This window comes from Bradyrhizobium sp. USDA 4461 (genome assembly GCF_054055655.1).
The window spans coordinates 8283180-8308755 of the sequence record NZ_JBSRXM010000001.1 but is presented as its reverse complement, the minus strand read 5'-3'; the positions used below and the strand labels follow the sequence as shown (position 1 = coordinate 8308755).

21 protein-coding genes, 1 tRNA gene and 1 pseudogene are annotated in these 25576 nt (G+C 66.0%); 9 read left to right on the top strand and 14 right to left on the bottom strand.

Translation table 11 applies throughout. The annotated features are described in order from the left end of the window. Positions 1-71: 71 nt before the first annotated feature. Positions 72-1850, bottom strand: coding sequence for an acyl-CoA dehydrogenase (locus ACVINW_RS38810; protein ID WP_456756179.1), 1779 nt, complete (start codon positions 1848-1850; stop codon positions 72-74). Positions 1851-2067: 217 nt separating this feature from the next. On the opposite strand from ACVINW_RS38810, the gene ACVINW_RS38805 reads away from it, so the two are divergent. After that, positions 2068-2142, top strand: a tRNA-Gln gene (locus ACVINW_RS38805). Positions 2143-2435: 293 nt separating this feature from the next. After that, complete coding sequence (locus ACVINW_RS38800) at positions 2436-5588, top strand: DEAD/DEAH box helicase (protein ID WP_456756595.1); 3153 nt, start codon at positions 2436-2438, stop codon at positions 5586-5588. A gap of 178 nt (positions 5589-5766) precedes the next feature. Here the strand turns inward: ACVINW_RS38800 and ACVINW_RS38795 are convergent, their stop codons facing one another. Continuing rightward, the gene (locus ACVINW_RS38795; protein WP_456756178.1) at positions 5767-5937 is read right to left on the bottom strand and encodes a hypothetical protein; all 171 of its coding nucleotides are present in this window, start codon (positions 5935-5937) and stop codon (positions 5767-5769) included. Between the two features lie 318 nt (positions 5938-6255). Here ACVINW_RS38795 and ACVINW_RS38790 point away from each other — a divergent pair, with 318 nt between their 5' ends. Beyond that, complete coding sequence (locus ACVINW_RS38790; protein ID WP_456756177.1) at positions 6256-7809, top strand: porin; 1554 nt, start codon at positions 6256-6258, stop codon at positions 7807-7809. Between the two features lie 203 nt (positions 7810-8012). Here the strand turns inward: ACVINW_RS38790 and ACVINW_RS38785 are convergent, their stop codons facing one another. The 4 genes from ACVINW_RS38785 to ACVINW_RS38770 form a co-directional block, all read right to left on the bottom strand. Next, positions 8013-9047: an LLM class flavin-dependent oxidoreductase gene (locus tag ACVINW_RS38785; protein ID WP_456756176.1), complete on the bottom strand. Its 1035-nt coding sequence runs from the start codon at positions 9045-9047 to the stop codon at positions 8013-8015. A gap of 225 nt (positions 9048-9272) precedes the next feature. Next, the gene (locus ACVINW_RS38780) at positions 9273-10196 is read right to left on the bottom strand and encodes a glutathione S-transferase family protein (protein ID WP_456756175.1); all 924 of its coding nucleotides are present in this window, start codon (positions 10194-10196) and stop codon (positions 9273-9275) included. 111 nt (positions 10197-10307) lie between these two features. Beyond that, positions 10308-11066: an SDR family NAD(P)-dependent oxidoreductase gene (locus ACVINW_RS38775; protein WP_456756174.1), complete on the bottom strand. Its 759-nt coding sequence runs from the start codon at positions 11064-11066 to the stop codon at positions 10308-10310. 37 nt (positions 11067-11103) lie between these two features. After that, complete coding sequence (locus ACVINW_RS38770; protein WP_456756173.1) at positions 11104-11673, bottom strand: TetR/AcrR family transcriptional regulator; 570 nt, start codon at positions 11671-11673, stop codon at positions 11104-11106. Between the two features lie 104 nt (positions 11674-11777). Here ACVINW_RS38770 and ACVINW_RS38765 point away from each other — a divergent pair, with 104 nt between their 5' ends. After that, positions 11778-12566 carry a crotonase/enoyl-CoA hydratase family protein gene (locus ACVINW_RS38765; RefSeq protein ID WP_456756172.1) on the top strand — a complete coding sequence of 263 codons (789 nt, stop codon included), beginning with the start codon at positions 11778-11780 and terminating at the stop codon, positions 12564-12566. Between the two features lie 358 nt (positions 12567-12924). Further along, positions 12925-13776 carry a division plane positioning ATPase MipZ gene (locus ACVINW_RS38760; protein WP_456756171.1) on the top strand — a complete coding sequence of 284 codons (852 nt, stop codon included), beginning with the start codon at positions 12925-12927 and terminating at the stop codon, positions 13774-13776. Between the two features lie 15 nt (positions 13777-13791). Here the strand turns inward: ACVINW_RS38760 and ACVINW_RS38755 are convergent, their stop codons facing one another. From ACVINW_RS38755 to ACVINW_RS38740, 4 genes are all read right to left on the bottom strand, one after another. Next, the gene (locus tag ACVINW_RS38755) at positions 13792-15303 is read right to left on the bottom strand and encodes a hypothetical protein (protein ID WP_456756170.1); all 1512 of its coding nucleotides are present in this window, start codon (positions 15301-15303) and stop codon (positions 13792-13794) included. A gap of 79 nt (positions 15304-15382) precedes the next feature. Continuing rightward, positions 15383-16237: a sugar phosphate isomerase/epimerase family protein gene (locus tag ACVINW_RS38750; RefSeq protein ID WP_456756169.1), complete on the bottom strand. Its 855-nt coding sequence runs from the start codon at positions 16235-16237 to the stop codon at positions 15383-15385. Positions 16238-16240: 3 nt separating this feature from the next. Continuing rightward, positions 16241-17584: an MFS transporter gene (locus ACVINW_RS38745; RefSeq protein ID WP_456756168.1), complete on the bottom strand. Its 1344-nt coding sequence runs from the start codon at positions 17582-17584 to the stop codon at positions 16241-16243. Between the two features lie 76 nt (positions 17585-17660). Beyond that, positions 17661-18533: a phytanoyl-CoA dioxygenase family protein gene (locus tag ACVINW_RS38740; RefSeq protein ID WP_456756167.1), complete on the bottom strand. Its 873-nt coding sequence runs from the start codon at positions 18531-18533 to the stop codon at positions 17661-17663. A 97-nt stretch (positions 18534-18630) separates the two neighbouring features. Between ACVINW_RS38740 and ACVINW_RS38735 the strand changes: the two genes are divergently transcribed. After that, on the top strand, positions 18631-19653 hold the full coding sequence (locus tag ACVINW_RS38735) for a LacI family DNA-binding transcriptional regulator (RefSeq protein ID WP_456756166.1): 1023 nt from the start codon (positions 18631-18633) through the stop codon (positions 19651-19653). A 35-nt stretch (positions 19654-19688) separates the two neighbouring features. Here ACVINW_RS38735 and ACVINW_RS38730 read toward each other — a convergent pair. Together ACVINW_RS38730 and ACVINW_RS38725 are read right to left on the bottom strand one after the other, a co-directional pair. Beyond that, positions 19689-20930, bottom strand: a pseudogene (locus ACVINW_RS38730) (SulP family inorganic anion transporter); the annotation flags it as partial. A gap of 90 nt (positions 20931-21020) precedes the next feature. Next, positions 21021-21920 carry a CHAD domain-containing protein gene (locus ACVINW_RS38725; protein ID WP_456756165.1) on the bottom strand — a complete coding sequence of 300 codons (900 nt, stop codon included), beginning with the start codon at positions 21918-21920 and terminating at the stop codon, positions 21021-21023. A 265-nt stretch (positions 21921-22185) separates the two neighbouring features. Here ACVINW_RS38725 and ACVINW_RS38720 point away from each other — a divergent pair, with 265 nt between their 5' ends. The 3 genes from ACVINW_RS38720 (at position 22186) to ACVINW_RS38710 (ending at position 24410) form a co-directional block, all read left to right on the top strand. Continuing rightward, positions 22186-22614: a MarR family winged helix-turn-helix transcriptional regulator gene (locus ACVINW_RS38720; protein WP_456756164.1), complete on the top strand. Its 429-nt coding sequence runs from the start codon at positions 22186-22188 to the stop codon at positions 22612-22614. Between the two features lie 17 nt (positions 22615-22631). Beyond that, positions 22632-23399 carry an enoyl-CoA hydratase-related protein gene (locus tag ACVINW_RS38715; protein ID WP_456756163.1) on the top strand — a complete coding sequence of 256 codons (768 nt, stop codon included), beginning with the start codon at positions 22632-22634 and terminating at the stop codon, positions 23397-23399. Between the two features lie 120 nt (positions 23400-23519). Continuing rightward, on the top strand, positions 23520-24410 hold the full coding sequence (locus ACVINW_RS38710; protein WP_456756162.1) for an aldose 1-epimerase family protein: 891 nt from the start codon (positions 23520-23522) through the stop codon (positions 24408-24410). A 23-nt stretch (positions 24411-24433) separates the two neighbouring features. Here ACVINW_RS38710 and ACVINW_RS38705 read toward each other — a convergent pair whose 3' ends face one another. Beyond that, positions 24434-24676 (bottom strand): hypothetical protein, encoded by a 243-nt coding sequence (locus ACVINW_RS38705; RefSeq protein ID WP_456756594.1) that lies wholly within the window; start codon positions 24674-24676, stop codon positions 24434-24436. A gap of 76 nt (positions 24677-24752) precedes the next feature. Next, positions 24753-25487 (bottom strand): SDR family NAD(P)-dependent oxidoreductase, encoded by a 735-nt coding sequence (locus ACVINW_RS38700; RefSeq protein WP_456756161.1) that lies wholly within the window; start codon positions 25485-25487, stop codon positions 24753-24755. Positions 25488-25576 lie beyond the last annotated feature (89 nt).

The following is a 25576-nucleotide window of genomic DNA, read 5'->3' as shown; positions in this document are numbered from 1 at the left end:
GAGTGAGGCGCGGCATGTGCGTCAACCAGTCGGGCCGAGGACAGCCGTGATGGCGGAAGACTGCCGGCGCGCTATCCCGCCAGCACCGCATCTGCCCCGGTCACCGCCTCGGCGCTCTCCGTCACCGTCTTCTCCAGCGACGGCGCCTGCACGGCGATGTTCTCGGCGAAGAAGCGCGCCAGTGCGACGTAGCGTTGCGGCTCGGCTTCGCCATTGGCCTTGGCGGCGAGCGCCTCGCCGGCGAGCATGCAGCCGCCGAGCGTCGAACCGAACAGCCGCAGATAGGGCGTCGCACCTGCCAGCGCCTCGTTCGGTGCGGAGGCCAGCCGCTCGAGCAGCCATTTGCTGCTGCGTTCCAGCGCGGCGTGGGCGTCGCGGAGCTTTGCGCCGGTGGTGCCGAACGCCGGATCGTTCGAGGTCTCGACCTGCTTGATGGTCGCATTGAGCTCGTCGAGCAGCGCCCACACCGACGCGCCGCCATTGGCGCCGAGCTTGCGGGTGACGAGGTCGATCGACTGGATGCCGTTGGTGCCTTCATAGATCGAGGTGATGCGGGCATCGCGATAATGCTGCGCGGCACCGGTCTCCTCGATGAAGCCCATGCCGCCATGGACCTGGACGCCGAGATAGGCGACCTCGTTGCCGATGTCGGTGGAGAAGGCTTTCGCAATCGGGGTCAGCAGCGCGCCGCGCGCAGCGGCCTCAGCGCGGACCTTGGCATCCTCAGCGCGCACCGAGACGTCGAGCGCGACCGCGGTGGCGTAGCAGATCGTGCGCGCCGCCGCCGTCATGCTGCGCATCTGCATCAGCATGCGCTTGACGTCGGGATGCACGATGATCGGATCCATGCCGTCGCCCTTGTGGCCGACGGCCTTGCCCTGCTTGCGCTCCTGCGCATAGGCCAGCGCCTGTTGATAGGCGCGGTCGGCAATGCCGACGCCTTCGAGGCCGACGCCGAGGCGCGCCTGGTTCATCATCGTGAACATGCAGCGCATGCCGGCGTTTTCCTCGCCGATCAGAAAGCCGATCGCGCCGCCCTTGTCGCCCATCGTCATGGTGCAGGTCGGCGAGGCGTGCATGCCGAGCTTGTGCTCGACGCCGGAGGCGTGGATGTCGTTGCGCGCGCCGAGCGAGCCGTCGGCATTGACCAGGAATTTCGGGACCAGGAACAGCGAGATTCCCTTGGTGCCGGCAGGTGCATCGGGCAATCGTGCGAGCACGAAGTGCACGATGTTGTCGGTCATGTCGTGCTCGCCATAGGTGATGAAGATCTTGGTGCCCTTGATGCGGTAGGTGCCGTCTCCGGCGCGCTCGGCGCGGGTGCGCAGCGCGCCGACGTCGGAGCCGGCATTGGGCTCGGTCAGCTGCATCGTGCCGGTCCATTCGCCGGTGACGAGCTTCTCGAGATAGATCTTTTTCAGCTCGTCGTTGCCGTGCGCATCGAGCGCCTCGATCGCGGACAGCGTCAGCAGCGGACAGAGGCCGAAGGCGACGTTCGAGGCGCTCCAGATCTCGGTGCAGGCGGCGTTGATCGCGAGCGGCAGGCCCTGGCCGCCGAACGCTTCCGGCCCCGACACTGCGTTCCATCCGGCGGCGGTCCAGCGCTGATAGGCATCGGGCCAGCCGGGCGCGGTGGTCACCTTGCCGTTGTCGAGCTTGATGCCGTGCTCGTCGCCGACCTTGTTCAGCGGCGCCAGCACATCGGAGGCGAACTTGCCGGCTTCTTCCAGCACCGCAGCGGTAATATCGCCGTCGAAATCGCCGTAATGGCCGGCCGCCACGGCGGCCGCGAGCCCCGCACCGTGGTTGAGGGACAGCAGGATATCGTTGATCGGCGCACGGTAGGTCATGGCGTTACTCCCGACGAGGCGTTTGGGAATTGTCTTCCCATGAAACCGGCGGCCTCTCAACAGTCCGAGCGGATAGCGCACGGTCTGTTTCGGCCGCCGCGGCGTCTCTCTATAATGGAGCCGGCATCACCTTGCGGCTTTCGTGCCTTTTCGACCGTCGCGCTGTTGAAATGGCGGGACTCACCCTATAGACCGACGTGGCCGTTGATCGGCGCGTTGGGGCGTAGCCAAGCGGTAAGGCAGCGGATTTTGATTCCGCCATTCGGAGGTTCGATCCCTCCCGCCCCAGCCAGCAAACAAGCTATTGATTCAGATGGAAGAATCGATTTCTCCCGATCTCGCCCCGGCGGGCATTTCGGGGGTCGGATCGGGCCTTCTGTCGGAAACCTGTGCCGCTTTGGTCTCCATGCCAGGGGGCGGCAGGCCCCGAGTCGCCCCGAAATGCTTGTCATCAGGCACTCGGACTTTCGACAAAACGATGGATGTGACGTGGCGAAGACCAGGAAGACTCGCGCTGCTGCTGGCGTGAGCAAGAAAAGCAAGGGAGCGGCGCGCTCCGGAATCTCATCGTCCTCGCCGCTCGGCATGCTGGCGCTGCATCTGCTGGAGCAATGGAAGAAGTCCGGCGGTGACGGCATCGTGTTCCTCGCGGACAGCGAGAACAGGGCGGAACGTCTCGGCAGCGTGCTGCATTCGCTCGATCCTTCGCTCGAGGTGCTGGTATTCCCGCGGCTGAACACCTTGCCGTTCGATGGGCTGGAACCGTCGCGCGAGATCGCGGGCAGACGAAGTTCGGTGTTGCGGCGTCTTGCGAAGAGCAGGAAGCCGGTGTTCCTGGTGTCGACGGCGGAAGCGATCATGGAGCGGCTGCCGCTGCCGGCGAGCTGGGCCCGCCTCAGCATCAGCCTGAAGGTCGGCGCCGTTTATTCCGAGCAGGATCTCAAGGATCGCCTGGAAGCGCTCGGATACGATCTCGACGAAGAGGCGGATTATCCGGGAAGTGTCCTGTTTCACGGCATGACGTTCGAGGTGTTTCCCGCCGGCGCGCTGGGGCCGTTCAGGATCGAGCATTCCGCCGGCGTGATCCGCCGCATCGCCGGCGTCGATCCGGACGAGCACGACGTCGTCTTCGACACGCAGGAGCTGCTGATCGATCCGATGTCCGAACGGATCGCGCTGGGCGGCAAGCGGATACAGCGCGCGGCGCTGCCGGATTATTGTCAACGCGCGCGCTGGATCGCGGATGCCGCGGTGTCGGGTCATGCCGATAGCTGGCTCGGCACGATCAAGGAGGCGGCCGGCCGCCGCGACGTCGAACGCGAATATCTCGGGCATGCCGACTGGAAGCGGCTCGCCAAACGCATGAGCGTGCTGCCGCGAAAGGCGGCGTTCACGGCGACGCCCGATTTCTCGAAGCTCGCCTCGTCGCGGAAGGCGCTCCGCGCCTTCGTTGCCGACACCGAGCGCGCCAAGTCGCGGCTGCTGTTCGTCGCGGCGGTCGAGGACGACCTGCGTGCGATGGAGCGCATGAGCGGGATCAAGGCGGAACGCTGCGCCGACTGGAACGAGGCGGCGAAGGGACGGGGCGGCGAAGCGGCCTTGCTGGCCGACTTCGACACGGGTTTCATCGGTTCCGGCCGCAAGCCGCTGGTCGTCGTGACGGCGACCGACGTGCTCGGCAGCCGGGCGCATCATCCGCAGCCGATGGCCAAGGCCTGGGCTGCAGCCTTCGATCATCCCGACGTGCCGGAGCGCGGCGCGGTCGTGGTTCATTTGCAGCGCGGGCTCGCCGTGCTCGACGGCTTGCAGACCTTCGACATGGGCGAGGAATCGGGCAAGGGATCGGCGAAGGGATCATCGCGCGAGATGGTCAGGCTGGCATTCGCGGGCGATGACGCCGTGCTGGTCCCGCCGGCCGATCTTGCGCTGATCTGGCCGTATGCCGCGGAGCTCGGCAGGCTGACATTGGACAAGGCCGATGGCAGCACGTGGTGGGCGCGGCGGACCAAGGCGGAGCAGGAAATCCAGATTGCCGCCAAGGCGCTCGCCAGGCACATCGCGCAGCGGCGCCGCCGTCGCGCGCAGAGGCTGGTCGCTCCCGGCCCCGCCTATGAGCGGTTCGTCGCGCGCTTTCCCTATTTCACGACCGTCGATCAGGCGAAGGCGATTCGCGACGTGCTCGATGATCTCGCCTCGGGGCATCCGATGGATCGGGTGGTCTGCGGCGACGTCGGATTTGGCAAGACCGAGGTTGCGTTGCGCGCGGCGGCGGCCGTTGCGCTATCCGGCAAGCAGGTCGCCATCGTCGTGCCGACCACCGTGCTCGCCAGGCAGCACGTCGCAACGTTCCGCAAACGGTTCGCGCCGCTCGGCATCGAGGTCGGAAGCCTGTCGCGTGCGACCTCCGCGCAGGACATGCGGGAGACCAAGGAGGGCCTGCGCAGCGGCAAGATGAAGGTCGTGGTCGGCACCCAGGCGATCGCGTCGAAGGACGTGAAGTTCGCCAAGCTCAGCCTGGTCATTGTCGACGAGGAGCAGCATTTCGGCGCCGCGGAGAAGGCGAAGCTGTCGGGCCTCGCAAAGGGCGTCCATACGCTCTGGATGAGCGCCACGCCGATCCCGCGCACGCTTGCGGCGGGGCTTGCGGGATTCAGGGAGCTCAGCGTGATCGCATCGCCGCCGGTTCATCGGCTGCCGGTTGTGACCAAGATCGCGCCGCTCTCGGACGCTGCCATTGCCGCCGCTTTGCTGCGCGAGCAGCGGCGTCACGGGCAAAGCTTCCTGATCTGTCCGCGCATCCAGGATCTGGAGCCGATGCTGGCGCGCGTGCAGGCGACAGCTCCGGAGCTCCGCATCGTTTGCCTGCACGGCAAGCTGCCCGCCGACGAACTCGACGACCGCATGATGAGCTTCGTCGAAGGCGCGGCGGACGTCCTGCTCGCAACCAACATCGTCGAAAGCGGTCTCGACATCCCCCGGGCGAACACCATCGTGGTGTGCTGGCCGGAGAAGTTTGGCCTGGCGCAACTGCACCAGCTCAGAGGGCGGGTGGGCCGCGGCGGCACGCGTGCCTTCGCCTATATGCTGACCGAATCCAGTTCGGAGCAATCCGGCAAGCGCCTCGCGGTTCTGGAGGAGTTCAGCAGACCGGGCGCAGGCTTCGCCATCAGCGAGCGCGATCTGGATCTCAGAGGTGCCGGCGATCTGCTGTCCGAGCGGCAGTCCGGCCATGTGCAGGTGTTCGGGCCGGTGCTCTACAGCCACCTTCTCAAACAGGCCTCGGAGAAGACCAGCGACCGGGCCGCCGATCTGTGGGTGCCCGATCTCAACCTTCCGTTCGCCGATCTCCTGCCCCGGAGCTACGTGCAATCGGAAGCCATGCGGCTTGAAATCTACGGCCGCGCCGCCAGGTGCGGGAACGAAGACGACCTGGAGGATCTGGAGGAAGAGACCTCGCGCCGCTTCGGCAAGCTGCCCGCGGCCGGCCGGGACTTCTTCGCGGCGGCCAGACTCAGGATCGATTGCAAGCGGCGCGGGATCGTGCGGCTCGACGTCGGGCCTGAGGCTGTCGCCGCGACGTTCCTGCCGGGAAGGCTGCCGAAATCCAAGGCACGATCCAAGGCACATTCCAAGGCACGTTCGCTCCAGCGCGACGGCGATCGCGTCTTCTACTCGGGCAACACGAATGAGCCGCCTTTCGAGCGGATCGAAGATCTGCTGGATATTCTGGACGACTGATACGCCCGGCGCCTTCGTCCGACTCACGCGGGCTGACATCTCACTGACATCGAGCTTCGCTACTGGACAGCTCGCGTGATCCGTCCGCCCTCGTTTGGCCTGCTCCGAGCAATCGGAATGCCCCCTTCCAGGTCCGAGTCGGCGGTATCCGAGGCAGGTTATCTCGTTCAGATGCCGGCTATTTTTGAGCCAAAATAATGAGCAAGGCGGCGGAATCAGCCGTCTCCAGATCGGTGCCGGCCGCAGCTTGCTCCGTAGGATTACGCGTTTTGCACACCGTTCCGCCCGGTGTTGCCCAAACTTGTGCCCGCCAGCGGTAACTTAAATATTCCTTTTTTGAATCAGTCACTTGTCCGGACGCCGCTGTTCAAATACCCGTGATATTTGTGCAACATTTGCCCGAAAACAGCCGCAACTCATCCCAAACTCAGCGGTCTTTTGTTGCGTGATCGGGGGCCTTCTGTCTCATATGGAACTGCGACGGAGGGGGGCATCCCAAGGTCGTCCCGTTTTAGGTGGTTCGCTTAAGTCCCTCGCGTTCATGCGGGTGTGTCCGAAGGCGCGAAGCGACTGAGCGGGGTTTAAGGGACAAAGGGAACCAACCTGAGGGTGTTTTACCCGGCGGATCCGGAACCTTCCCTGAGATAGAGCAACTTGGAGGTTTAACATGAAGATGGTTAAGAGCCTTATCCTCGGCTCGGCGGCGGCTCTCGTCGCGGTCGGCGGAGCTCAGGCGGCCGATCTTCCCGTCAAGGCCAAAGCGGTCGAGTACGTGAAGGTTTGCTCCCTGTATGGTCCCGGTTTCTATTACATCCCGGGCACCGATACCTGTATCAAGCTGGGCGGCTACCTGCGTGTCGACGTCGTGGCGAACACCAACTCGGACCACACCGGTAACTACGGTGGTGCGGGCGGTGCGGGCAACCGTTTCACCAACGGCTACACCTGGCGCTCCCGTGAAGATCTGAACATCGATACGCGCACCGCGACCGAATACGGCGTGGTCCGCACCTTCTTCGATGCGACCTTCAACTGGACCTCGGACAGCTACGCGGGTCAGGGCAACGGTTCGTCCGTCTACTCGGCGATCGGCACCGTCTCGGCTCCGAACAACGCCAACGGCGCTGCGGTTGCGGCCGGTACGGTCGGCGTCTACTACGCCTTCATCCAGTTCGCCGGCTTCACCATCGGTAAGGCGGTCTCGCAGTTCGCTGCTCCGTGGACCAACTACCCGGCCGGCAACACCTTCGACGGTCTCGTCGGCGGCAACAGCACGGTCACCGGTGTGAACCAGTTCAGCTACACCGCGCAGTTCGGCAACGGCGTGTCGCTGTCTCTGTCGGCTCAGGACCAGGTTGCCTACACCCAGGCTGGCGTGCTCAACCTCGGTGCGGCTCCGGGCGCACTCGGTCCGTACGGCACCAGCGACTATGCCGGCACGATCGCTCCGGACCTGATCGCGGCTCTCCGCGTTGACCAGGCTTGGGGTCTGTTCCAGGCGTCGTTCGCGGCGCATGACAACCACGCGGCCTACTACGGCGGCACCGAGTTGACCGGTCATCCCGACGACAAGTGGGGCTGGGCTGGTGCGTTGGCCCTGTCGATCAAGAACATCCCGACCGGACCCGGCGACACCATCAACATCCAGGGCGTCTACACCAACGGTGCGACCCGGTATAACCTGCAAGAGCTCTCGGGCACTTCCGCCTTTACCGCGTTCAGCGGCACCGGCGTTCCCGGCGCCTACCAGAGCATCGGCTTCGGCTTTGCGCCCGACTCGGTGTTCATCAACGGTGGCTCGCAGCAGCTGATTACGACCTACGGCTTCCGTGGTGCGTACATCCACAACTGGAACCCCTACTGGAACACCAGCATCTACGGTGCTTGGGCCCAGGTTAACTACAACAGCACTGCCAAGAGCTACATCTGCGGCCCGACCGGCAATGGTGTTGGCGGCTCGTTCGGCGCCACCTTCGGCACCGCCGGCCTGACCTCGTGCAACCCGAACTACAGCGTTGCGCAGCTCGGTACCCAGACCCAGTGGACCCCGGTGAAGAACCTGACCTTCTCGGCAGACTTCACCTACACCCGCCTGGATCAGAGCTATGCCGGCACGATCACCTATCCCGGCAGCGCCGCGATCGGCAAGCCGGCCGGCATCTACGAGCTGAAGGATCAGAACACCTACCTGTTCGCCCTCCGCGCTCAGCGCAACTGGTAATACCGGTTGATCCGACTGTGATCTAACAGAGCCCCCGGCGCCAAAACGCCGGGGGTTTTGTTTTGTGCGGCCAGAGCGTTTTCGAGCGAAGCCTGTCCCGGACTTGATCCGGGATGGACACCGGTTCGCGTGAAGAAAGCGCGTCAAGCAGGAATCCAGAGCTTCGGTTCTGATTCAATCAGGACCGAAGCTCTCTCGCTGCGTTACGCCGCGAGCATGTCGCGGACCATCGGCACCACCTTGCTGCCGTAGAGCTCGATGCTCTTCATCAGCTTCTCGTGCGGCAGCGGGCCGGCCGAGTATTTCAGCTGGAAGCGCGCCGCGCCGAGCGCCTTCACGGTCGTCGCGATCTTGCGGGCGACGGTTTCCGGCGCGCCGACATAGAGCGAGCCGTGCTCGGCCTCGGAGACGAACTCGTCACGGCCCATCGGCGGCCAGCCGCGCTCCTTGCCGATCCGGTCGCGCATCACCTTGTAGTCCGGCCACAGCTCCTCGCGCGCCTGCGCGTCGGTCTCGGCGACATAGCCCGGCGAATGCACGCCGATCGGCTGCGGCGTCCGGCCGAACTGCTGGTAGGCACGCTGGTGCAGATCGACATAGGGCGCGAAGCGCTTGGGATCGCCGCCGATGATGGCGAGCATCAGCGGCAGGTCGTAATGCGCTGCGCGCACCACCGATTCGGGGCTGCCGCCGACGCCGATCCAGGTCTTCAGCCGGCCGTGCTCGATCGGCGGATAGACCGACTGGCCCTTCAGCGGCGGCCGCAGCTTGCCCTGCCAGGTCACCGGCTCCTGCTTCAACAGCGCGGTGAACAGGTCGAGCTTCTCCTCGAACAGCTCGTTGTACTGCTTGAGGTCGAAGCCGAACAGCGGGAACGATTCGGTGAAGGAGCCACGGCCGAGGATCACTTCGGCACGGCCGTTCGAGACCGCGTCGACGGTCGCGAAGCGCTGGAAGACGCGGATCGGATCGTCGGAGCTCAGCACCGTCACCGCGGAGCCAAGCCGGATGTTTTCGGTGCGCGCGGCGATGGCCGCCAGCACGGTCTCGGGAGAGGAGATCGCAAAGTCCGCCCGGTGATGCTCGCCGAGCCCGATGAAATCGATTCCGAGCTGATCGGCCAGCACCGCCTCGTCGACGACGTTGCGGATCACCTGGGCATGCGACAGCGGCACGCCGGTGGCATCCTTGGTGACGTCGCCGAACGTGTCGAGCCCGAATTCGAGAGAGGTCGTCATCACAGAGTCCAGTTGTCGGCATGGCGGAGCATCCGCCACGGGCCACCCATCGCACGCAGGCCGGGAGGTCGTGTTGCTGCGGAGATGTCCGCAAGCCTGCGCTGTGGAGCCTTCGGTTGGAGATGGTGTGGAGGTATGGCTTGTTCGCCGGCCGGCAAGGTCACGCCGCGAAACGCAGCGTTTCCAGCTCGCCCGTATCCCCAGCCGTGGCGGCGACTGCGACGGTCAGCCCGGGACGACCAGGAAGCCGGCCCGCGGGAAATGCACCACGACCTCGCCGGCGCGCTCGTCGGAGCGGCGGATCGCGATGTGCTGCGCCGACAGCGAGACGATCTCGCCGCGGACCGGGACCTTGCCGTAGTCGTCCGGCATCACGCTGACGATGTCGCCGGGCTTGCGGCCGTTCGGATCCGCGGGGTCGCCGAACACAGGCGATTCCGGCTGCGCCTTCGCCGCGATCTCGAGCGCGTCGGCTGACGACATCTCGGTGCGCGTGCCGTGGCCGATGCCGCGGATGCGCTCTTCCCACGCTGCAACGCGCGGAAAGGCTTTCATGATCTCGTCCATCGTGGCGAGGCTCTGCCGCGCGTACCACACGTTCATGGAGGCGCTGACATCGGCAAGGCTGAACTCGCCGAACAGCCATGGCCTGTTATCGCCGAGCTGCGCCTCGATCCAGTCGAGGTTGGCGCGGAACTGGTCGCGCATCTGCGGCAGCGCTGCGGTCATCGCGGCGACGTCGAACTTGGCGCCGCGCAGCTTCTCGCGATCCTCGATGAAATCCTGCGGGACCTTATCGCCAATGAAGCCGAACACGAGATTGACCGTGTTCTGGAAGAACGGCCGGTCGGCCCACATGCCGAGCGCCCAGGGCATCCCGGCATTGCCCGCGGGAAACAGCGTCGGCGTCGGATAGCGCCGCTCCAGTTCGCGGATGATGATCTGGGTGTCGCAATAGATGTCGGCGCCGATCTGCATCGTCGGGGTGCGGCGATAGCCGCCGGTCATCGGCATCAAATCCGGCCGCGGCATGATCCGGGAAATCCGCACCGAGTTCCAGGCAAGCTTCTTGAATCCGAAGATGATGCGGATCTTCTCGGAGAATGGCGACTGATCGAAATGATGCAGGATCGGTGTCGGCTGCGACATGGCCTTCTCCCGGGATATGGTGCGATCTCGACGAACCTTGTCGCCTAGCCTGACAAGATTTCGGCCGATCGCAACCGATTTTCCCGGGTGAAGGGCGGCGACGCTCGGCCGTCAGAACTGTTCCGCCCAGGGCCGCAGGTCGAGCTCCAGCGTCCAGGCGCTGCGATGCTGGTGATGCAGCACCCAATAGGCGTCGGCGATCGCCGCGATGTTGAGCAGGCCATCCGGCCCGCGCTCGTCCTTCAATTGCGGACGCAGGCTCAGCAGCCGGTCGCCGCCGATGCCGCCATCGACCACGACGTGGCCGACGTGAATGCCCTGCGGCCCGAACTCCCGTGCCACGCTCTGCGCCAGCGCGCGCAGCGCGGCCTTGGCGGCGGCGAAGGGCGCGTAATTGGCCTTGCCGCGCAGCGAGCCGCTGGCGCCGGTGAACACCAGCGTGCCGCCGCCGCGCGCCAGCAGGGCGGGGATCGCGGCTTGCGCGAGCTGGAAACCGCCGAGCGCGTGTTCGCGCCAGTGCTCCTCGAAGCGCTGCTCGCTGACCTTGAGGAACGGCGCGGGCCGGTTCGAGCCCGCATTGTGCACGGCCATCGCCAGCGGCGCGAGCTGTTGGGCCGCCTCGACGAAGCGGGCGACATCGGCCGCGGTGGATGCATCGCCGACGACATGAGTGACGTTGGCTCCGCTTGCTGCGAGTTCGGCCGCCGTCGCGGCGAGCTTCTCGGCGTTGCGCCCGGCGATCGCCACGGGATAGCCACCGGCGGCAAAGCGTCGGGCGATCGCAGCGCCAAGGCCGTTGGATGCGCCGACGCCGGCGATCAGCACGCTTCCCTGCACCGCGGTCGGCTCGAGGACGGATCGGTCGTTCATGGCTTGCTCCATCAAGCAGCCCGCGGTGCGGGCAAGATCATTCGTCGGACGCCATCGCGACGACGCTGTCGCGCACCGTGCGCAGAACGGCATCGGATCGCTTCGGATCGGTGAGGACGCGCGAGATCGCGAGCGCGCCGACCATCGCACTGACCGCGACGATCGCGCGGCTATCGTCATCCTCACCGAGCGCCTCGGCGACCTTGGCGATGAAGGCTTCGATGTGCGGCTCCATCACCGCGCGACACTGCGCGTCGGCGCGGCCGACATCGGAGATCAGCGCGCCGATCGCGCAGCCCGACGTGGGCTGGTCGCGATGGCTGCGGCTGAGATAGCTTCGCGCCAGCGTGTTGACGCTGACCGGCTTGTCGGGATCGCGCGCGGCGTGCGCCGACGCTTCGCCTGAAGTCAGCGCCTGTTGCAGCGCGGCGGCGATCAGCTCGGAACGCGAGGCGAAGTGCCCATAGAAGCCGCCATGGGTCAGCTTCACCTGCTGCATCAGGCTGCCGATGCTGAGCGCGTCGAGCCCCTTGTCGCGGATCTGCGCCGCCGCCTCGTTCAGAATCCGCTCACGGCTCCTGGCCTTATCGGCCTGGGAATGGCCCATCTCGCATCGCCCCTGTTTGACTCTCCTTCTGGATTATGACCATCATGCATCTGGATGACAAGCATCATCCAGAAAATGTTCAGTCACAAGCCAGGGAGGAGCAGATGTCCGACGGCGCGAGCGAGGGGCGGGTCCGCCACGAGCGGCATGACCACATCCTGAAGATCGTCATCGACAATCCCGCGAAGAAGAACGCCTTCAGCCCGGAGATGATGGCCGAGCTGTCAGACGCGCTGACCTTGCTCGATAATGACGACGGCCTCTGGGTCGGCGTGCTCTGTGCCGCCGGCGGCAGCTTCACCGCGGGCCTCGACATGCCGAAATTCTTCGGCCCGACGGCATCGCGCAAGCCGCTGCCGGAGGGTAACGTCGATCCCTTCGGGCTGTCGAAACGATGCCGCAAGCCGATCGTCACGGCGGTACAGGGCATCGTGTTCACCGTCGGCATCGAGATGATGCTGGCCGGCGATATCGTCGTTGCCGCGGACGACAGCCGCTTCTGCCAGATGGAAGCCAAGCGCGGCATCGCGCCGCTGGCGGGCGCGCATTTCCGTTACATCAGCCGCGCCGGGTGGGGCGATGCGATGTATCACCTGTTGCTGTGCGACGAGTTCTCCGCGACTGAAGCGCATCGGATCGGTCTGGTGCAGGAAGTCGTGCCGGTCGGTCAGCAGATCGAACGCGCGATGGCGCTTGCCGCGATCATCGCGCGCAACGCACCGCTCGGAATCCAGGTGACGAAGGAAGCGGGCCGCAAGTTCATCGAAGCCGGCGAACAGGCAGCAATTGCGATCATCCCGCACATCCGCGAACGCGTGCTCAACACTGCGGATGCGGCCGAAGGCATCAAGTCCTTCGTGGAACGCCGCGCGGCCGTGTTCCAGGGACGCTAGGCCAGTCAGATTAGGTTGGGCTGGAGCGCCGTCGAACGTTCACCTCTCCGTTGGGAGAGGTCGATTTGCGCAGCAAATCGGGTGAGGGGTTTCGGTCTATCGAGAGAGCAAGAGCCCTCACCCGGATTGCACCGGACGATGCTTCGCATCGCCAGGCGCAATCCGACCTCTAACGGAGAGAGGTGAAGCGAGACCGCCAAGCCGATTCAGGTTGTGACAATGTTGTCGCAACCGCTGGATTTCGATCTCAACGATGTTGCGACGACTCTTGTCGAGATTCGTCGAATCAGGGAGATTCTAACCATTCATTACATTCCATTTCGTCCTGCTTTGACTCAAGCGTCCGGTAGGGATTCCCATGACAAACGCGCGCGTCATCGTTGTCGGAAACAACAAGGGCGGCTCTGGCAAATCGACAATTGCCATGCACATCGCCGTCGCGCTGATCAAGGCGGGTCAGCGTGTCGCCACCATCGATCTCGACAACAAGCAGAAGTCGCTGACGCATTACGTCGATAACCGGCGGGACTGGGCGCGGGAGACCTCGCTGGATCTCGGCATCCCCGCGCATATGTGCTTCGAAACGGTCAACGGCAGGAGCAGCGAGGTCGAGACGCTCGGCCGCAGCGCGCTCGCCGAGATCGTCGAACGGCTGAGCCGGTCGCACGATTTCATCGTGATCGATTGCCCCGGCCACGACACCTATCTGACGACGTTCACGCATTCGCTGGCGAACACGCTGATCACGCCGCTGAACGACAGTTTCGTCGATTTCGACGTGCTCGGCACTGTCGATCCGAACGACTTCAAGGTGACCGGCATCAGCCACTATGCGAACATGGTGGAGGAGGCGCGGCGCCAGCGCAGCGCGCACGATCAGCCGACCTTCGAATGGGTGGTGTTGCGCAACCGCCTGTCCACGATCGGGTCGCGCAACAAGCGCCTGGTCGGCGAGGCTCTCACCGAGCTGTCGAAGACGCTGAATTTCCGCCTGGTCGACGGCCTGGCCGAGCGCGTGATCTTCCGCGAATTCTATCCGCGCGGATTGACTGCGGTCGACGACGTCAATCAGCTCGCGCTCGGTGGCCGGCCGACCATGTCGCATGTCACTGCGTGGCTCGAGATGGAGCGGCTGATGACCGCGATCATGCTCGGCCATCTGGTGGCGCGCCCGCCGGCGTCCGCCGACGCCAGCCGCGACGCCGCATAAGCCGACGACGGACCGCTACCGGCAATTGCTGTTGCCCGTATCGGCAACGATCAGGAACGTGATCGTCGCAGGCGCGAACACAATCGAGCCTGCTGCGGTTAAGACACCGTTCAGATCGGGAATTTCGTCGGAAGTCCCGAGTGCAAGCGTGCTGCCGTTGAGCTGAATGCTGCCGTCGGCAGGCGTTGCGCTCGCCAACGTGTAGCGTTGCGAGGCGACTGGCAGCGTCAGCCTGCGCTGTCTCCGCCGATCATTGTTGATGACGAGCAAGGCTACCCCGTCTGGCATGTCGCGCGCGCAATGCGCATAGACATGGAAGCCGGGTTGCTCGGCGACGCTGGCATCGAGCACGGTGGTGCCCATCAGCCGTCGCCACAGCAGCGCGGCCCAGTAGTTCGGCCGCGGCAGATGGGTTCGCTCGTCGAGCAGCCCGTAGTCGCTCGCGGCAAGCGTGTTGTGCATCACCACCTGGACGCCGGCCTTGGCCAGCCGCCCGAGCTGATCGAGGTAGCGGAACGTGTCGATGAAGGTCGCCGCCCAACGGTTGCCGCCGCACGCGGTCTCGGCGGTCTCGGTCAGCCAGATCGGCTTATTCGGTGCGAGCCGGTCGCGCAGCGTCCGGTCTACGGCGAATGTCCTGCCGGTTCGTGCCAGCCATTCGTCCGACAGGGCTTGCGTCGCCGTGCGATCGCCACCGCATCGCGCCGAGAGCGCGCCATAGTGATGGTAGGAGACCGTGTCGATGCCGGCCGCCGAGACGGCGAAGCGCGCGCGCGCATCAGCACCGGCTCCGATCGTGCCGGGACCGAGGATGGTCACACCGGGCGCGGTGTCCTTCATGAAGGCGCGGAAGGTCGCAAAATCGCGGCCGTAGGCCGCGGCATCGTAGCGGTCAGGGGCGCCGCCGATCGCCGGCAGGTCCGGCTCGTTCATGAACTCGGCTGCCGCGATCTGCCCGCCACTCGATTGCGTGAAGGCGAGCAGCTGCCGCGCCTGTTCGGAGGTCCATCGCCCCGCCGCGTCACGCGTGCCGGCGCTGATCGCAAAGGAGGTGACGATGGGCGCGTCGACCGCGTGCGAGAAGTCGATCACGTTCCGCCACTGCTGTCGCGTCAGCACGCCTTTGAAGCCGGCCGGCGGTGCCGCCGGTGGCGTGTCGGAATCCGCAAAGAACGTGCTGTTGGCCCAGGTCCCGCTGACGCGCAGAAAAGCGGGCGAGAGCGCTGCGGCGAGCTTGCGCAGCCTGCCGTCGTGCAGATCGATCGGATCGCGCGCCGCGAACAGCTCCGCCCTTGCATTCGCGCGTGCGCCGGCGTCCGCATAGGGCTTCCAGAATCGCCCGCCGGTCACCTCGACCATCTCGATATTGTAGGACTGGAAGCGCGGATCGATGGTCGCGACGCGCGGCACGGTCGCGACATCGAGCGTCGGTTCGGCCACGATCGCCTTGGCGCAAATGAGGGCGGCAACCGCCGGGATGGCGATGCGCGTGAGACGTCGAAGTGCGGCCCGGCGATGGTTGCGCACGGCTCCTCGCGGCGTTCTGAACTGCAAGTTACGTTGGCAAGCCTTGTCAGAATGCCGCCGCAGCCTGTTTGAATCAACGCTACGGCGCGTCCTTCGGCTCGTTCGCGATGCGATCCCACAGCGCGCGGATCATGTCCTTCATATCAAGCGCGTCCTGCCAGCGGTCGGACAATTCCCTGCCGTCAGGTCCAGTGATCGCATAGGGCGGCGGGCCGAGCTCGCACAGGAAGGTCAGGGTCGCATCGGGCCCGGCGCGCTTGCGCCAGGAGCGGATGCCGTAGTCCCACCAAGCCGTGAACAGCGACACCCAGCCCTGGTGCTGCGGAAAGCCGAGCGAGATCTGCACCTGCTCGCGGCTCGCGATGCGGCCGTGGATACCCCAGGCATGGTCGAGGATGCGATGGATCATCGCATGGTTGACGTCGTCGACCGGCCAGGCGAATTCGCGGCCGACCAGGTAATGCGAGAGATCGGCGGTCAGCCGCAGGTCGGGACAGTGATCGAGCAAATCGAGCATGAAGAACAGATCGGTCGTCATGCGGTCGCGATGGGTCTCGACATGCACGGCAACGCCGGCCTCGGCGGCAAGCCGTCGCCAGCCGTCGAGCAGGGGAATGCAATCGGAAAGCCGGCGTGGCCGGACGTCCGGTTGCAGATTGACGTGATCGGCGCCGAGCCGGGCGACCAGCTCGAGCACCGGCTTCAGATCGTCGACGCTCTTCGGATAGCATTGCGCCTGCCAGATCATGCCGTGCGCGCGAAGGAAGCTCGTCACCTCGCGCGCAAAGGCCGGATCGATGAAGCGCACGCCGGCGCCGTCAAACCCGGCATCGCGGATCATCGCGAGCTGGGTTTGCAGCGGCCATTCGGCCTCATCCGCCAGCCGCCGCTCCATCGCCCAGAGCGATTGCAGGACCCGCAGTTGCTGCGCCACCGATCAGGCCCGCGCCGGGATCGCGGTGGGCAGCTCGGCCTGCTCGCTCGCATCGGCCGCGATGTTCTCCTGATAGGTCTCCGGCCCGATCCAGATCGCAATCACGGTGCAGGCCGACAGGAACATCGCGTAGCAGGCGACCGGCCACCAGGTGCCGTAAGCCGCCACCAGCGCAGTGGCGACGAACGGTGCCGGGCCGCCCGATAGCAGCGAGCCGAGCTCGCGCGCGAAGGCGAAGCCGGCGAAGCGGCGCTGCGGCGGGAACAGCTCGGCGAAATACGCCGCCTGCGGCCCGAACATCGCCGCCGTCACCACGGCGCGGGCCAGGATGAAGGCGAGCGCGATCATGATCCATTCCTTGGTGCCGACCATCCAGAAGAACGGGAAGGCGAGCGCCACGCCGGCGAGCGCGCCGAACATGTAGACCGGCCGCCGCCCGATCCGGTCCGACAAGGCGGCGAAGCCGAGGATCGCGAACAGCTCGACCGTGAAGGCCAGCATCAGCGCGCTGAGCGCGTCCGCTTTCGGCACGCCGAGCGTGGTGATCACGTAACTGAGGCCAAATACCGGGAAGAAATAGCCGAGCCCGTTCTCGGCCATGCGGGCGCCGAGCACGACCAAGAAGTTGCGCGGGTGCCGGCGCAACGCCTCCATCGCCGGGTTGCTCTCGATCTTGCCGCGCGCGACCACCGCCTCGGTATACACAGGCGTCTCGGCGATGCGCATGCGGACGAAGATGCCGACCACGATCAGGAGGAAGCTTGCCAGGAAGGGCAGGCGCCAACCCCAGCCCATCAGCTGCTCGCGCGGCAGCATCGTCACCAGCGCGAAGGCGCCGGCGGCGAGCAGATTGCCGACGGAGACGCCGAGCGGCGCGAAGCCGCCCCAGAAGCCGCGATGCTTCGGCGGCGCATTCTCGACCAGATAGATCACCGCGCCGCCATACTCGGCACCGGCGCCGAGGCCCTGGATGACGCGCATCGCGACCAGCAGCACCGGCGCCCAGATGCCGATCTGCCCATAGGTCGGCAGCACGCCGATCGCGGTGGTGCCGATGCCGATCATCAGGAGCGTGGCGACCAGCACCGGCTTGCGGCCATAGCGATCGCCGAGGATGCCGAACAACAGGCCGCCGAACGGGCGCACCACGAAGCCGACGCCAAAGGTCAGGAACGACAGCAGCGTGCCGACCACCGGATCGCTCTTCGGAAAGAACAATTCGCCGAACACCAGCGCGGCTGCGGTGCCGTAGAGGAAGAAGTCGTACCATTCGAGCGCGGAGCCGATGCTGGCGGCAAGAATCACACGCAGGCGCGATTTGCTGGCGCCATCTGCCATCTTGGTCATTCGCTTCCCCGTTGTCTGTTTTTATGTCTTGAAAGCAGCAATGCCCGCGGCTCGGCCACGGGCATTGTCTCAGGTCCTAAGCGGCGCGCGTGAAGTAGGATTTCTTCGACGCCGACTGGGTCTCGTAGATCGATCCCTGCCGCTTGGCCGGCGGCAGCGGCATCCGCACCGGGACGTCGGCGAGCCGCGGTGCGACCACCGGCGGACCCGCCAGCAGGCGGCTGTTGAACTCGTCGAAATCCTTCACGCCCATCAGCGGCCAGGCATCGCTGGCGGCGACTTCGTAGAGCAAGAGGTTGCGCGGCCGGTTCGACGTGTTGGTCGCCGAGCCGTGCAGCGCGCGCACGTGGTGGAACGACATGCTGCCGGCCTTGCCCATGCAGGGCACCGCGCGCTTGATCTCGTCCTGGATCTGGTCCGGATCGATCAGGCCTGCGAAGTGGCCGTCCTCGCCGTGATGATCCCACATCGTGGGGCCGGTATGGGTGCCCGGCGTCACCAGCATCGGGCCGTTCTCGATATCGCAATCGTCGAGCAGCACGCCGATCGCGAGGATGTCGTCATTGGTGTGCGGATAGAACGCCCAGTCCTGGTGCCACTCGACCGGCGAGCCGTATTGCGCCGACTTCATGTTGAGCTTGGAGCCGTGCAGGCGAAGGCCGGGGCCGATCAGTTTGGTCAGGATCGAGATCACGGCGGGGCTGCGGACGATCTCGTCGAAGATCGGGTGCACCTTGTGCGGCGCCTTGATGCGGCGGACGCGCGGGTTCTCCGGGGTGTGGCCCGGCTCGAGGTCGTAGACATCGGTGTGCTCGGTCACCGCGGCGGCCCCGGCCACCAGCTCCGCGAGCACCGTGCGCACCTTGCCGAGGGTCTCCTGGTTGAGCACCTCGGGGACCACGATCACCCCGTCGCGCTTGTAGGGTTGGGCCTGTTCGTCCGAAATCATGCCGTTTCTCCCTTCTTGTTCAATGTTAGCGCTAACATGAGGCGATGCTAGCGCTAACATCATGGCTTGGCAACCCGGAATCGTGCAGGGTCGGGCCATGAGCTCCGAACTCACGGCCCCCAGGACCGTCCCGAAGACCGGCCCGGCCGGTGCCGCGCCCACCCTCTCAGAGGTGGCCAAGCGTGCCGGCGTCTCCTCGATCACGGTCAGCCGGGTGGTGCGGATGCCCGATCTGGTCGCCCCGGAGACAAGGGCGCGGGTCGAGCAGGCGATGCGCGATCTCGGCTATGTGCCGAACCTGGTGGCCGGCGCGCTGGCGAGCGCGCGGACCAATTCGGTCGGCGTGCTCGTGCCGACCATCGCCAATTCGATCTTCGCCGACACGGTGCAGGGCCTGTCCGACAAGCTCGAGCCGCTCGGCTTCTCCGTGATCCTGGCGCAGTCGCGTTACGACGCGGCGCGCGAGGACCGCATGCTGGCGGCGCTGCTGTCGCGGCGGCCCGAGGCGATCATCATGGTCGGCTCACCGGCCACGGAGGACGGCAGCCGCCTGCTGCGCAATGCGCGGATTCCGATCGTCGAGACCTGGGATCTGCCGGCAAGCCCGATCGATGCGGTCGCGGGCTTCGACAATTACAGGGCCGGTGTCGCCGTCGCCAGGCATCTGGTCGCGCAGGGCCGCAAGCAGCTCGCCTTCATCGGCGGCGACGATCCGCGCGGCACGCGGCGCTGGCTCGGCTTCAGGGATGAGGCGCTGGCGAGCGGTCTCGCCGAGCCGCGCCGGCTGATCCTGGACCGCAAGGATTCCGGCAGCGTGGCCGCGCATGCACGGCTGCCCGGTGTCGATGCGGTATTCGCCGCTAACGATGCCCATGCGATCGGCTTCATGTCCGGGCTGCGCAAGGCCGGCGTGCTGCGTGACGGGCCCGCATCGGCGCAGCCGGTCGCCGTGATCGGGCTCGGCGATCTCGAGATGGGCCGGCTGATCTCGCCGACGCTCAGCACGATCAGCGTGCATGGTGACGCGATCGGCCGCACCGCGGCGACGCTGACGCTGGAGCGCGGCGGCGAGCGCCGCATCGATCTCGGTTTCGAGCTGGTGCTGCGCGACAGCGGCTAGTCGCTTGCGCGTCTTTGCCACCGCTCGACGCCGGCGAGCAGCGCGGCGATTACGCACCCCGAGATGATGCCGAACGTCAGGTCCTCGAACACCGTCAGGCCGAAGGTCGGGATCAGCACCACGGCACCGCGCCAGCGCCGGATCAGGTGCAGGAAGTCTTCCTTCTCGGCCATGTACCAGCACACGACGACGAGCACGCCGGCCAGCGCCGACAGCGGGATGTAGCTCGCAAGTGGCGCCGCCACGACCATGAACCCCAGCAGGAACGCCGAATGCATCATGCCGGACAACGGGCTGCGCGCGCCGGCCCGGATGTTGGTCGCGGTGCGCGCGATCGTGCCGGTGACGCTGATTCCGCCAAAAAACGCCGAGGCGATGTTGGCGATGCCCTGCGCCACCAGCTCCATGTTGGAGCGGTGCTTGCGGCCGGTCATGCCGTCGGCGACCTTGGCCGAGAGCAGGCTCTCGACGCCGCCGAGCAGCGTGAAGGAGAGCGATGCCGGCAGGATCTGCAGCAGCAGCGCCCAGGAGAATTGCGGCAGGTGCGGCACCGGCAGGCCGCGCGGAATTTGGCCGAACCGGCTGCCGATGGTCTCGACCGGCAGATGCAGCAGCAGCGCCGCGACCGATGCGATTGCGATCGCGATCAACATCGCCGGCCAGGAAGGCCTAGCAGCGCGCAGCACGAAGATCACGGCCGCCGACCCGATGCCGACCGCAAGCGCGGACCAGTTCAGCGTCGGCAAAGCATGGCTAAGCGCCGCGAGCTTCGGCAGGAACGGGCCGGGCTCGGCCCCTGATAGTGTCAGCCCGCCAACATCGCGCAACTGGCTGGCCAGAATGGTGACCGCGATTCCGCAGGTGAAGCCGACGGTGACGGGATGCGGGATATAGCGGATCAGCGAGCCGAGTCCCGACGCGCCGATCAGCGTCAGCATCAGGCCCGACACCAGCACCGTGAGCAGCAGCCCTTCGACGCCGAATTTCGCGGTGGTTGCCGCGACGAGGACGATGAAGGCGCCGGCCGGGCCGCCGATCTGAAACCGGCTGCCGCCGAGCGCCGAGACCAGGAAGCCGCCGACGATGGCCGTGAACAGCCCACGCTCCGGCGTCACGCCGGAGGCCACCGCGATCGCCATCGACAACGGCAGCGCCACCACGGCCACCGTCAGCCCTGCCATCACATCGTGGCGGAATGCGTCGAGACCGTAACCTTCGGTCAGCGTGGTGACGAGCTTGGGACGATAGAGATGCGCCGTGGAGGAACCGTCAGGCATGGGAATGAACTCGGGAAGAGGGTGAAGAAAACCGGCGGAAAAGCTCGATGCGGGAAACATGCTTCGGACTGCCGGGGCGAGGAAGTGCGTTCATTCGGCGATCTTCCGGTAGACCGCCGCGGCGCGGCGCAGCAGGTGGCTCTTGCGCTTCCGCGCATGCGCGCGCTGGTGCTTGGCCTTGCGCTCGTCGGCGCGCTGCGCGGCCGCGTCGGCGTTCTCGACCAGCTTGCGGCGGACCTCGTGATCGTTCAACTCGCCGAGCAATTGCTGGCCCTTGCGCAGATGCTTCAGCACATTGCGCCATGATGCGTAGTCGTCGGGGGGCAGGCCGCCCTCGGAGAATTCGATGGCGTAGCGCAGCCGCTTGCTGGCCAGCCGGACGCGGTGGCGCTTGTTCTTGCCCATGCCCTGCAGCCCGCGGCTCTTCTGGCACAGTTTGCCATGCCACCGCGCCAGCCGGCGCGCGTGGAACACCGCGACCGGCACGGCGCGCCGCTGCGCGGCCCGGCGATCCTGCCGCGCGGTCCAGGGGCCGCTGCCGACCCAGTCCCACATGCCGTCGAACCATTGCCAGTAGCGGTCGCTTTGCAGCGCCTCCCTGAGGGCTTCGAACGCGTCGGTTCGCGCGGTCTGGAGCATGTGCTGCTCGAGCAAGCCCTCGCTGTTTTCGATCGCGACGTCGAGGTCGCGCGTGGCGCCGAGATGGGCGCTCAGCCATTTCAGCTCGGACTTGAGTCGCTTCCATTCGGCGTCCGCCACCATCGGGCCATAGAACGCCACCGCGGCCTTCAGCCGCGTCAGTGCAATACGGGTCTGATGCAGGGCGGTCGGATCTCCGGAGCTCACGGCTTCATGGTTGGTCGCGACGTCTTCGAGGCATTCGGACAGGATCAGGCGAAACGCGGTCTCACAACGCATGGCTTCGCTGAGATGGCGCGGCCGCTTCGGGCGGATAGCACGCTCCCGGTCCGGACTGGCCGCTGACGTCATGACACTCCCGTGGCGCCGCCGAAGCCGCGAAGCAGTGACACGACTCACGGGAGAGAAGATTTCCCATTTGGTTGATGTCGATCAAGGGTTTTCTGCGTGGCCGCCGTGAAACGATCCGCCGGGGCATTCAAAATGTCGCAATTGCCTGTGGAGCTGGCTTATTTCGGGGTCATACGTGGCCTCGCTCCGATCAGGGCGCCCTGTCGCGCTTTATTTCGCGCGCGAAATATCTTGATATTTCGCATACGAAACATATAACGAGGATATGAAAGCGGAACACCGGCTGATCTTCCTTTTGACCGTGGCCTACCGGCGGCTGCAACGCGCCATCGATCAGGAGACGGCTGCGCATGACCTGACGTCGGCGCAGGCCGGCGTGCTGTTTTTTCTCGGGCGCAACGACGGCGCGCTGATCGGCGACGTCTCTCAGGCGCTCGACATCGTGCCGTCGGCGATGACCGGGCTCGCCGACCGGATGGAACGCGCGGGCCTCGTCAAGCGCCGCCGCGATGGCGAGGACGGGCGCAGCCAGCGGCTCCATCTCACCGTGGCGGGGCAGGAGCTCGGCAAGCGCGCGGCGACGCGGACCAGGGTGATCAACAACCGCCTGATGGATGGATTTTCGGAAGCCGAGATCGACGTGGTGTCGCGCTGGCTGACCAGCCTGCAAGAAAAATTTCCGAAAGATGTCTAGCAATCAAGGAGTGAGACATGAGTGAAGTGACCGTGGCGCTGGACAATGGCGTGCTCACCGTGACGATGGCGCGTCCGGACAAGAAGAATGCGATCACCAACGCGATGTATGGCGCGATGGCCGACGCGCTCGAACGCGCGGAAAGCGATCCTGCAATCCGCGCCGTCGTGATCCAGGGCGATGGCGACAGCTTCACCGCAGGCAACGACCTTGCCGATTTCGCGGCGGTGTCGCGCGGTGTGCAGGGCGAGCGTCACGTCTCGCGCTTCCTTAGCTGTCTTGCCAAGGCGACGCGGCCGCTGGTTGCCGCGGTGCAGGGCAATGCGGTCGGCATCGGCACCACCATGCTGCTGCATTGCGACCTCGTCTATCTGGCGCCGACCGCGCGGCTGATCACGCCGTTCGTCAATCTCGCGCTGGTGCCGGAGGCGGCGTCGACCTATCTGCTGCCGCAGCGCATCGGCTACGCGCGGGCCTATGCGATGTTCGCGCTCGGCGAGCCGGTCGAGGCGGAGACTGCGGTCGCCATCGGCCTCGCCAATGCGGTGGTGCCGCTTGAGGATCTCCGCGCCAGGGCACGCGCGGCGGCGGACGCATTGGCGAAGCGGCCGTTCGGCTCGCTTCAGCACACCAAGGCGCTGATGCGCGATCCCGCGGGGATCAGCGCGCAAATGGCCCGCGAGGGCAAAATCTTCCAGGAGCGGCTGATGAGTGCGGAGGCGCGCGAAGCGTTTGCCGCCTTTGCCGAGCGCCGTCCGCCCGATTTCTCCAAGATCGTCGGGTAAAAGATCGTCGGGTAAGCCGGGATGGGGCCGCCGCGTGCGGCCCCATCGCTTTGGGGTTGACGGCATCGCCCGCATCGAACATCTCGTGTCCGGGGCACAGCGAACCCGGCGAGGCGAGGCATGAGCGACAGTCACACGTTGCGCGGTGATGGCATCGCGGCGACCATTCAGGCCGAGGGCGCCGAACTGTCGTCGCTGAGGAATGCCGAAGGGACGGAGCTGTTGTGGCAGGCCGGCCCGCAATGGCCGCGCCATGCGCCGATCCTGTTCCCGATCGTCGGCCGGTTGAAGAACGACACGCTGCGTCACAACGGCAAGACCTATCCGATGACGCAGCACGGCTTTGCGCGGGACCGCCGCTTTGCCTGGGTGGAGCAGGGAGCTCGGTCGTGCAAGCTCGCGCTGTCAGACGATGCCCAGACGCGGGCGCGCTACCCTTTCACGTTCCGGCTGGAGGTCACCTGCACGGTCGACGGCGCCGATCTTGACGTCGCCTTCGACATCATCAACACCGACGACGAGGTGCTGCCGGCCTCGCTCGGCGGTCATCCCGCCTTCAACTGGCCGCTGGTGCCGGGGCTGCCGAAGGAGGCTTACACATTGACCTTCGGCAAGGCCGAACCCGCGCCGATCCGACGGTTGAAGGATGGATTGATGCGGCGGCAGCCTGAACCCAATCCGGTCAAGGGCAGAACGCTTGCGCTGTCGGTGGAGTTGTTCGATGACGACGCGATGATCTTCGATCAGGTCGCAAGTCCGTCGATCGTCTTCGCGGCGACACGAGGTCCGGCAGCAGCCACCCAGGGCCCGGCGGTGGAAATGTCATGGCGTGGCTTTCGCGAACTCGGCATCTGGTCGAAACCCGGCGGTGCACCGTTTCTGTGCATCGAGCCGTGGCATGGTTTTGCTAGTCCAGTGGAGTTCGACGGCGAGTTCGCCGACAAGCCCGGCCTGATGCATATCGCGCCGGGCGCCCGTCAGTCGCTCGGCTATCGCATTCGCGTGAACTGATCGGCAATAAACTGTGCCGCAACTCAATGCGCGCGGCTGCCGAGCGTGTTGGTGAGTGCGCCGACCGATGGCGGGTTTTCGTGCGCCCAGGCCTCGTGCGCGGCGAGATCGCGATAGTGCTCGGCCATCCGCAGCAGCCGCTCGCGGATGGCGCTATCTTCCTCGCCGTCGGCCTGGTCGGCGAGCTGCGCGGCGCGTTCGAGAAGCGTTTTCGGATCGATCACGACGGGCTCCAAATCCGGTTTCGCCTGGCGGATAACGGTCACAGCCAAGCACAGTTCCTGCCATGGCTTGATGACAGCTGTGCCGAACCGATCGATGCCGTCGGACTGCGTTGGAACCCTAGTTGAACGCCATGCCGCCGCTCATCGCGATGGTCTGCCCGGTCATATAGGGATTGTTGACCAAGAGCATTACCGCCTGCGCGACTTCCTCGGCGGTACCGAAGCGGCCGATCGGGATCCGGCTGACGAGGCCGCTCTGTCCCTTCATCATGTCAGTCTCGATCAGCGACGGCGCGACGGCGTTGACGGTGATGCCTTCCTTGACCAGGCGCGCGGCATAGCCGCGGGTCATGCCCTCCATCGCCGCCTTGGACGCGTTGTAGTGCGGCCCAATCGCGCCGGCGCCACGCGCCGCGCCGGAGGAGATGTTGACGATGCGGCCCCACGTCCGGGTGCGCATCATCGGCAGCACCGCTTGCGTGCAGAGGAACGCCGATTTGAGATTGACTGCGATGGTGCGGTCGAAATCCTCTTCGGTGAGGTCGTCGACACCCTTGACGATCGCGATGCCGGCGTTGTTGACGAGGATGTCGATCGGGCCGAGCTCGGACTTGGCGCGCTCGACCAGTCTCGCGACGGCGGCCGCGTCCGAGACGTCGGCGGCGACCGCGACGGCCCGGCCGCCCGCGGCAATGATGCCCTTCGCCAGCGTCTCCGCCTCGGCCGAGCGCTCGCGGTAATTGATCGCGACGGCGGCGCCGGCCTCCGCCAGCATCTTGACGATGGCCGCACCGATGCCGCGCGAACCGCCGGTCACCAGCGCCACATGTCCGTGCAGACTGTTGGTCGTCATTGGCCGTCCTCCTGTGCGCGTGCGGTCAGGTTCGCAAAGCGGGCGGCGCGGCGCAACGCAGCCCTGCTCAAATCTGCGTTGCGGCAGCC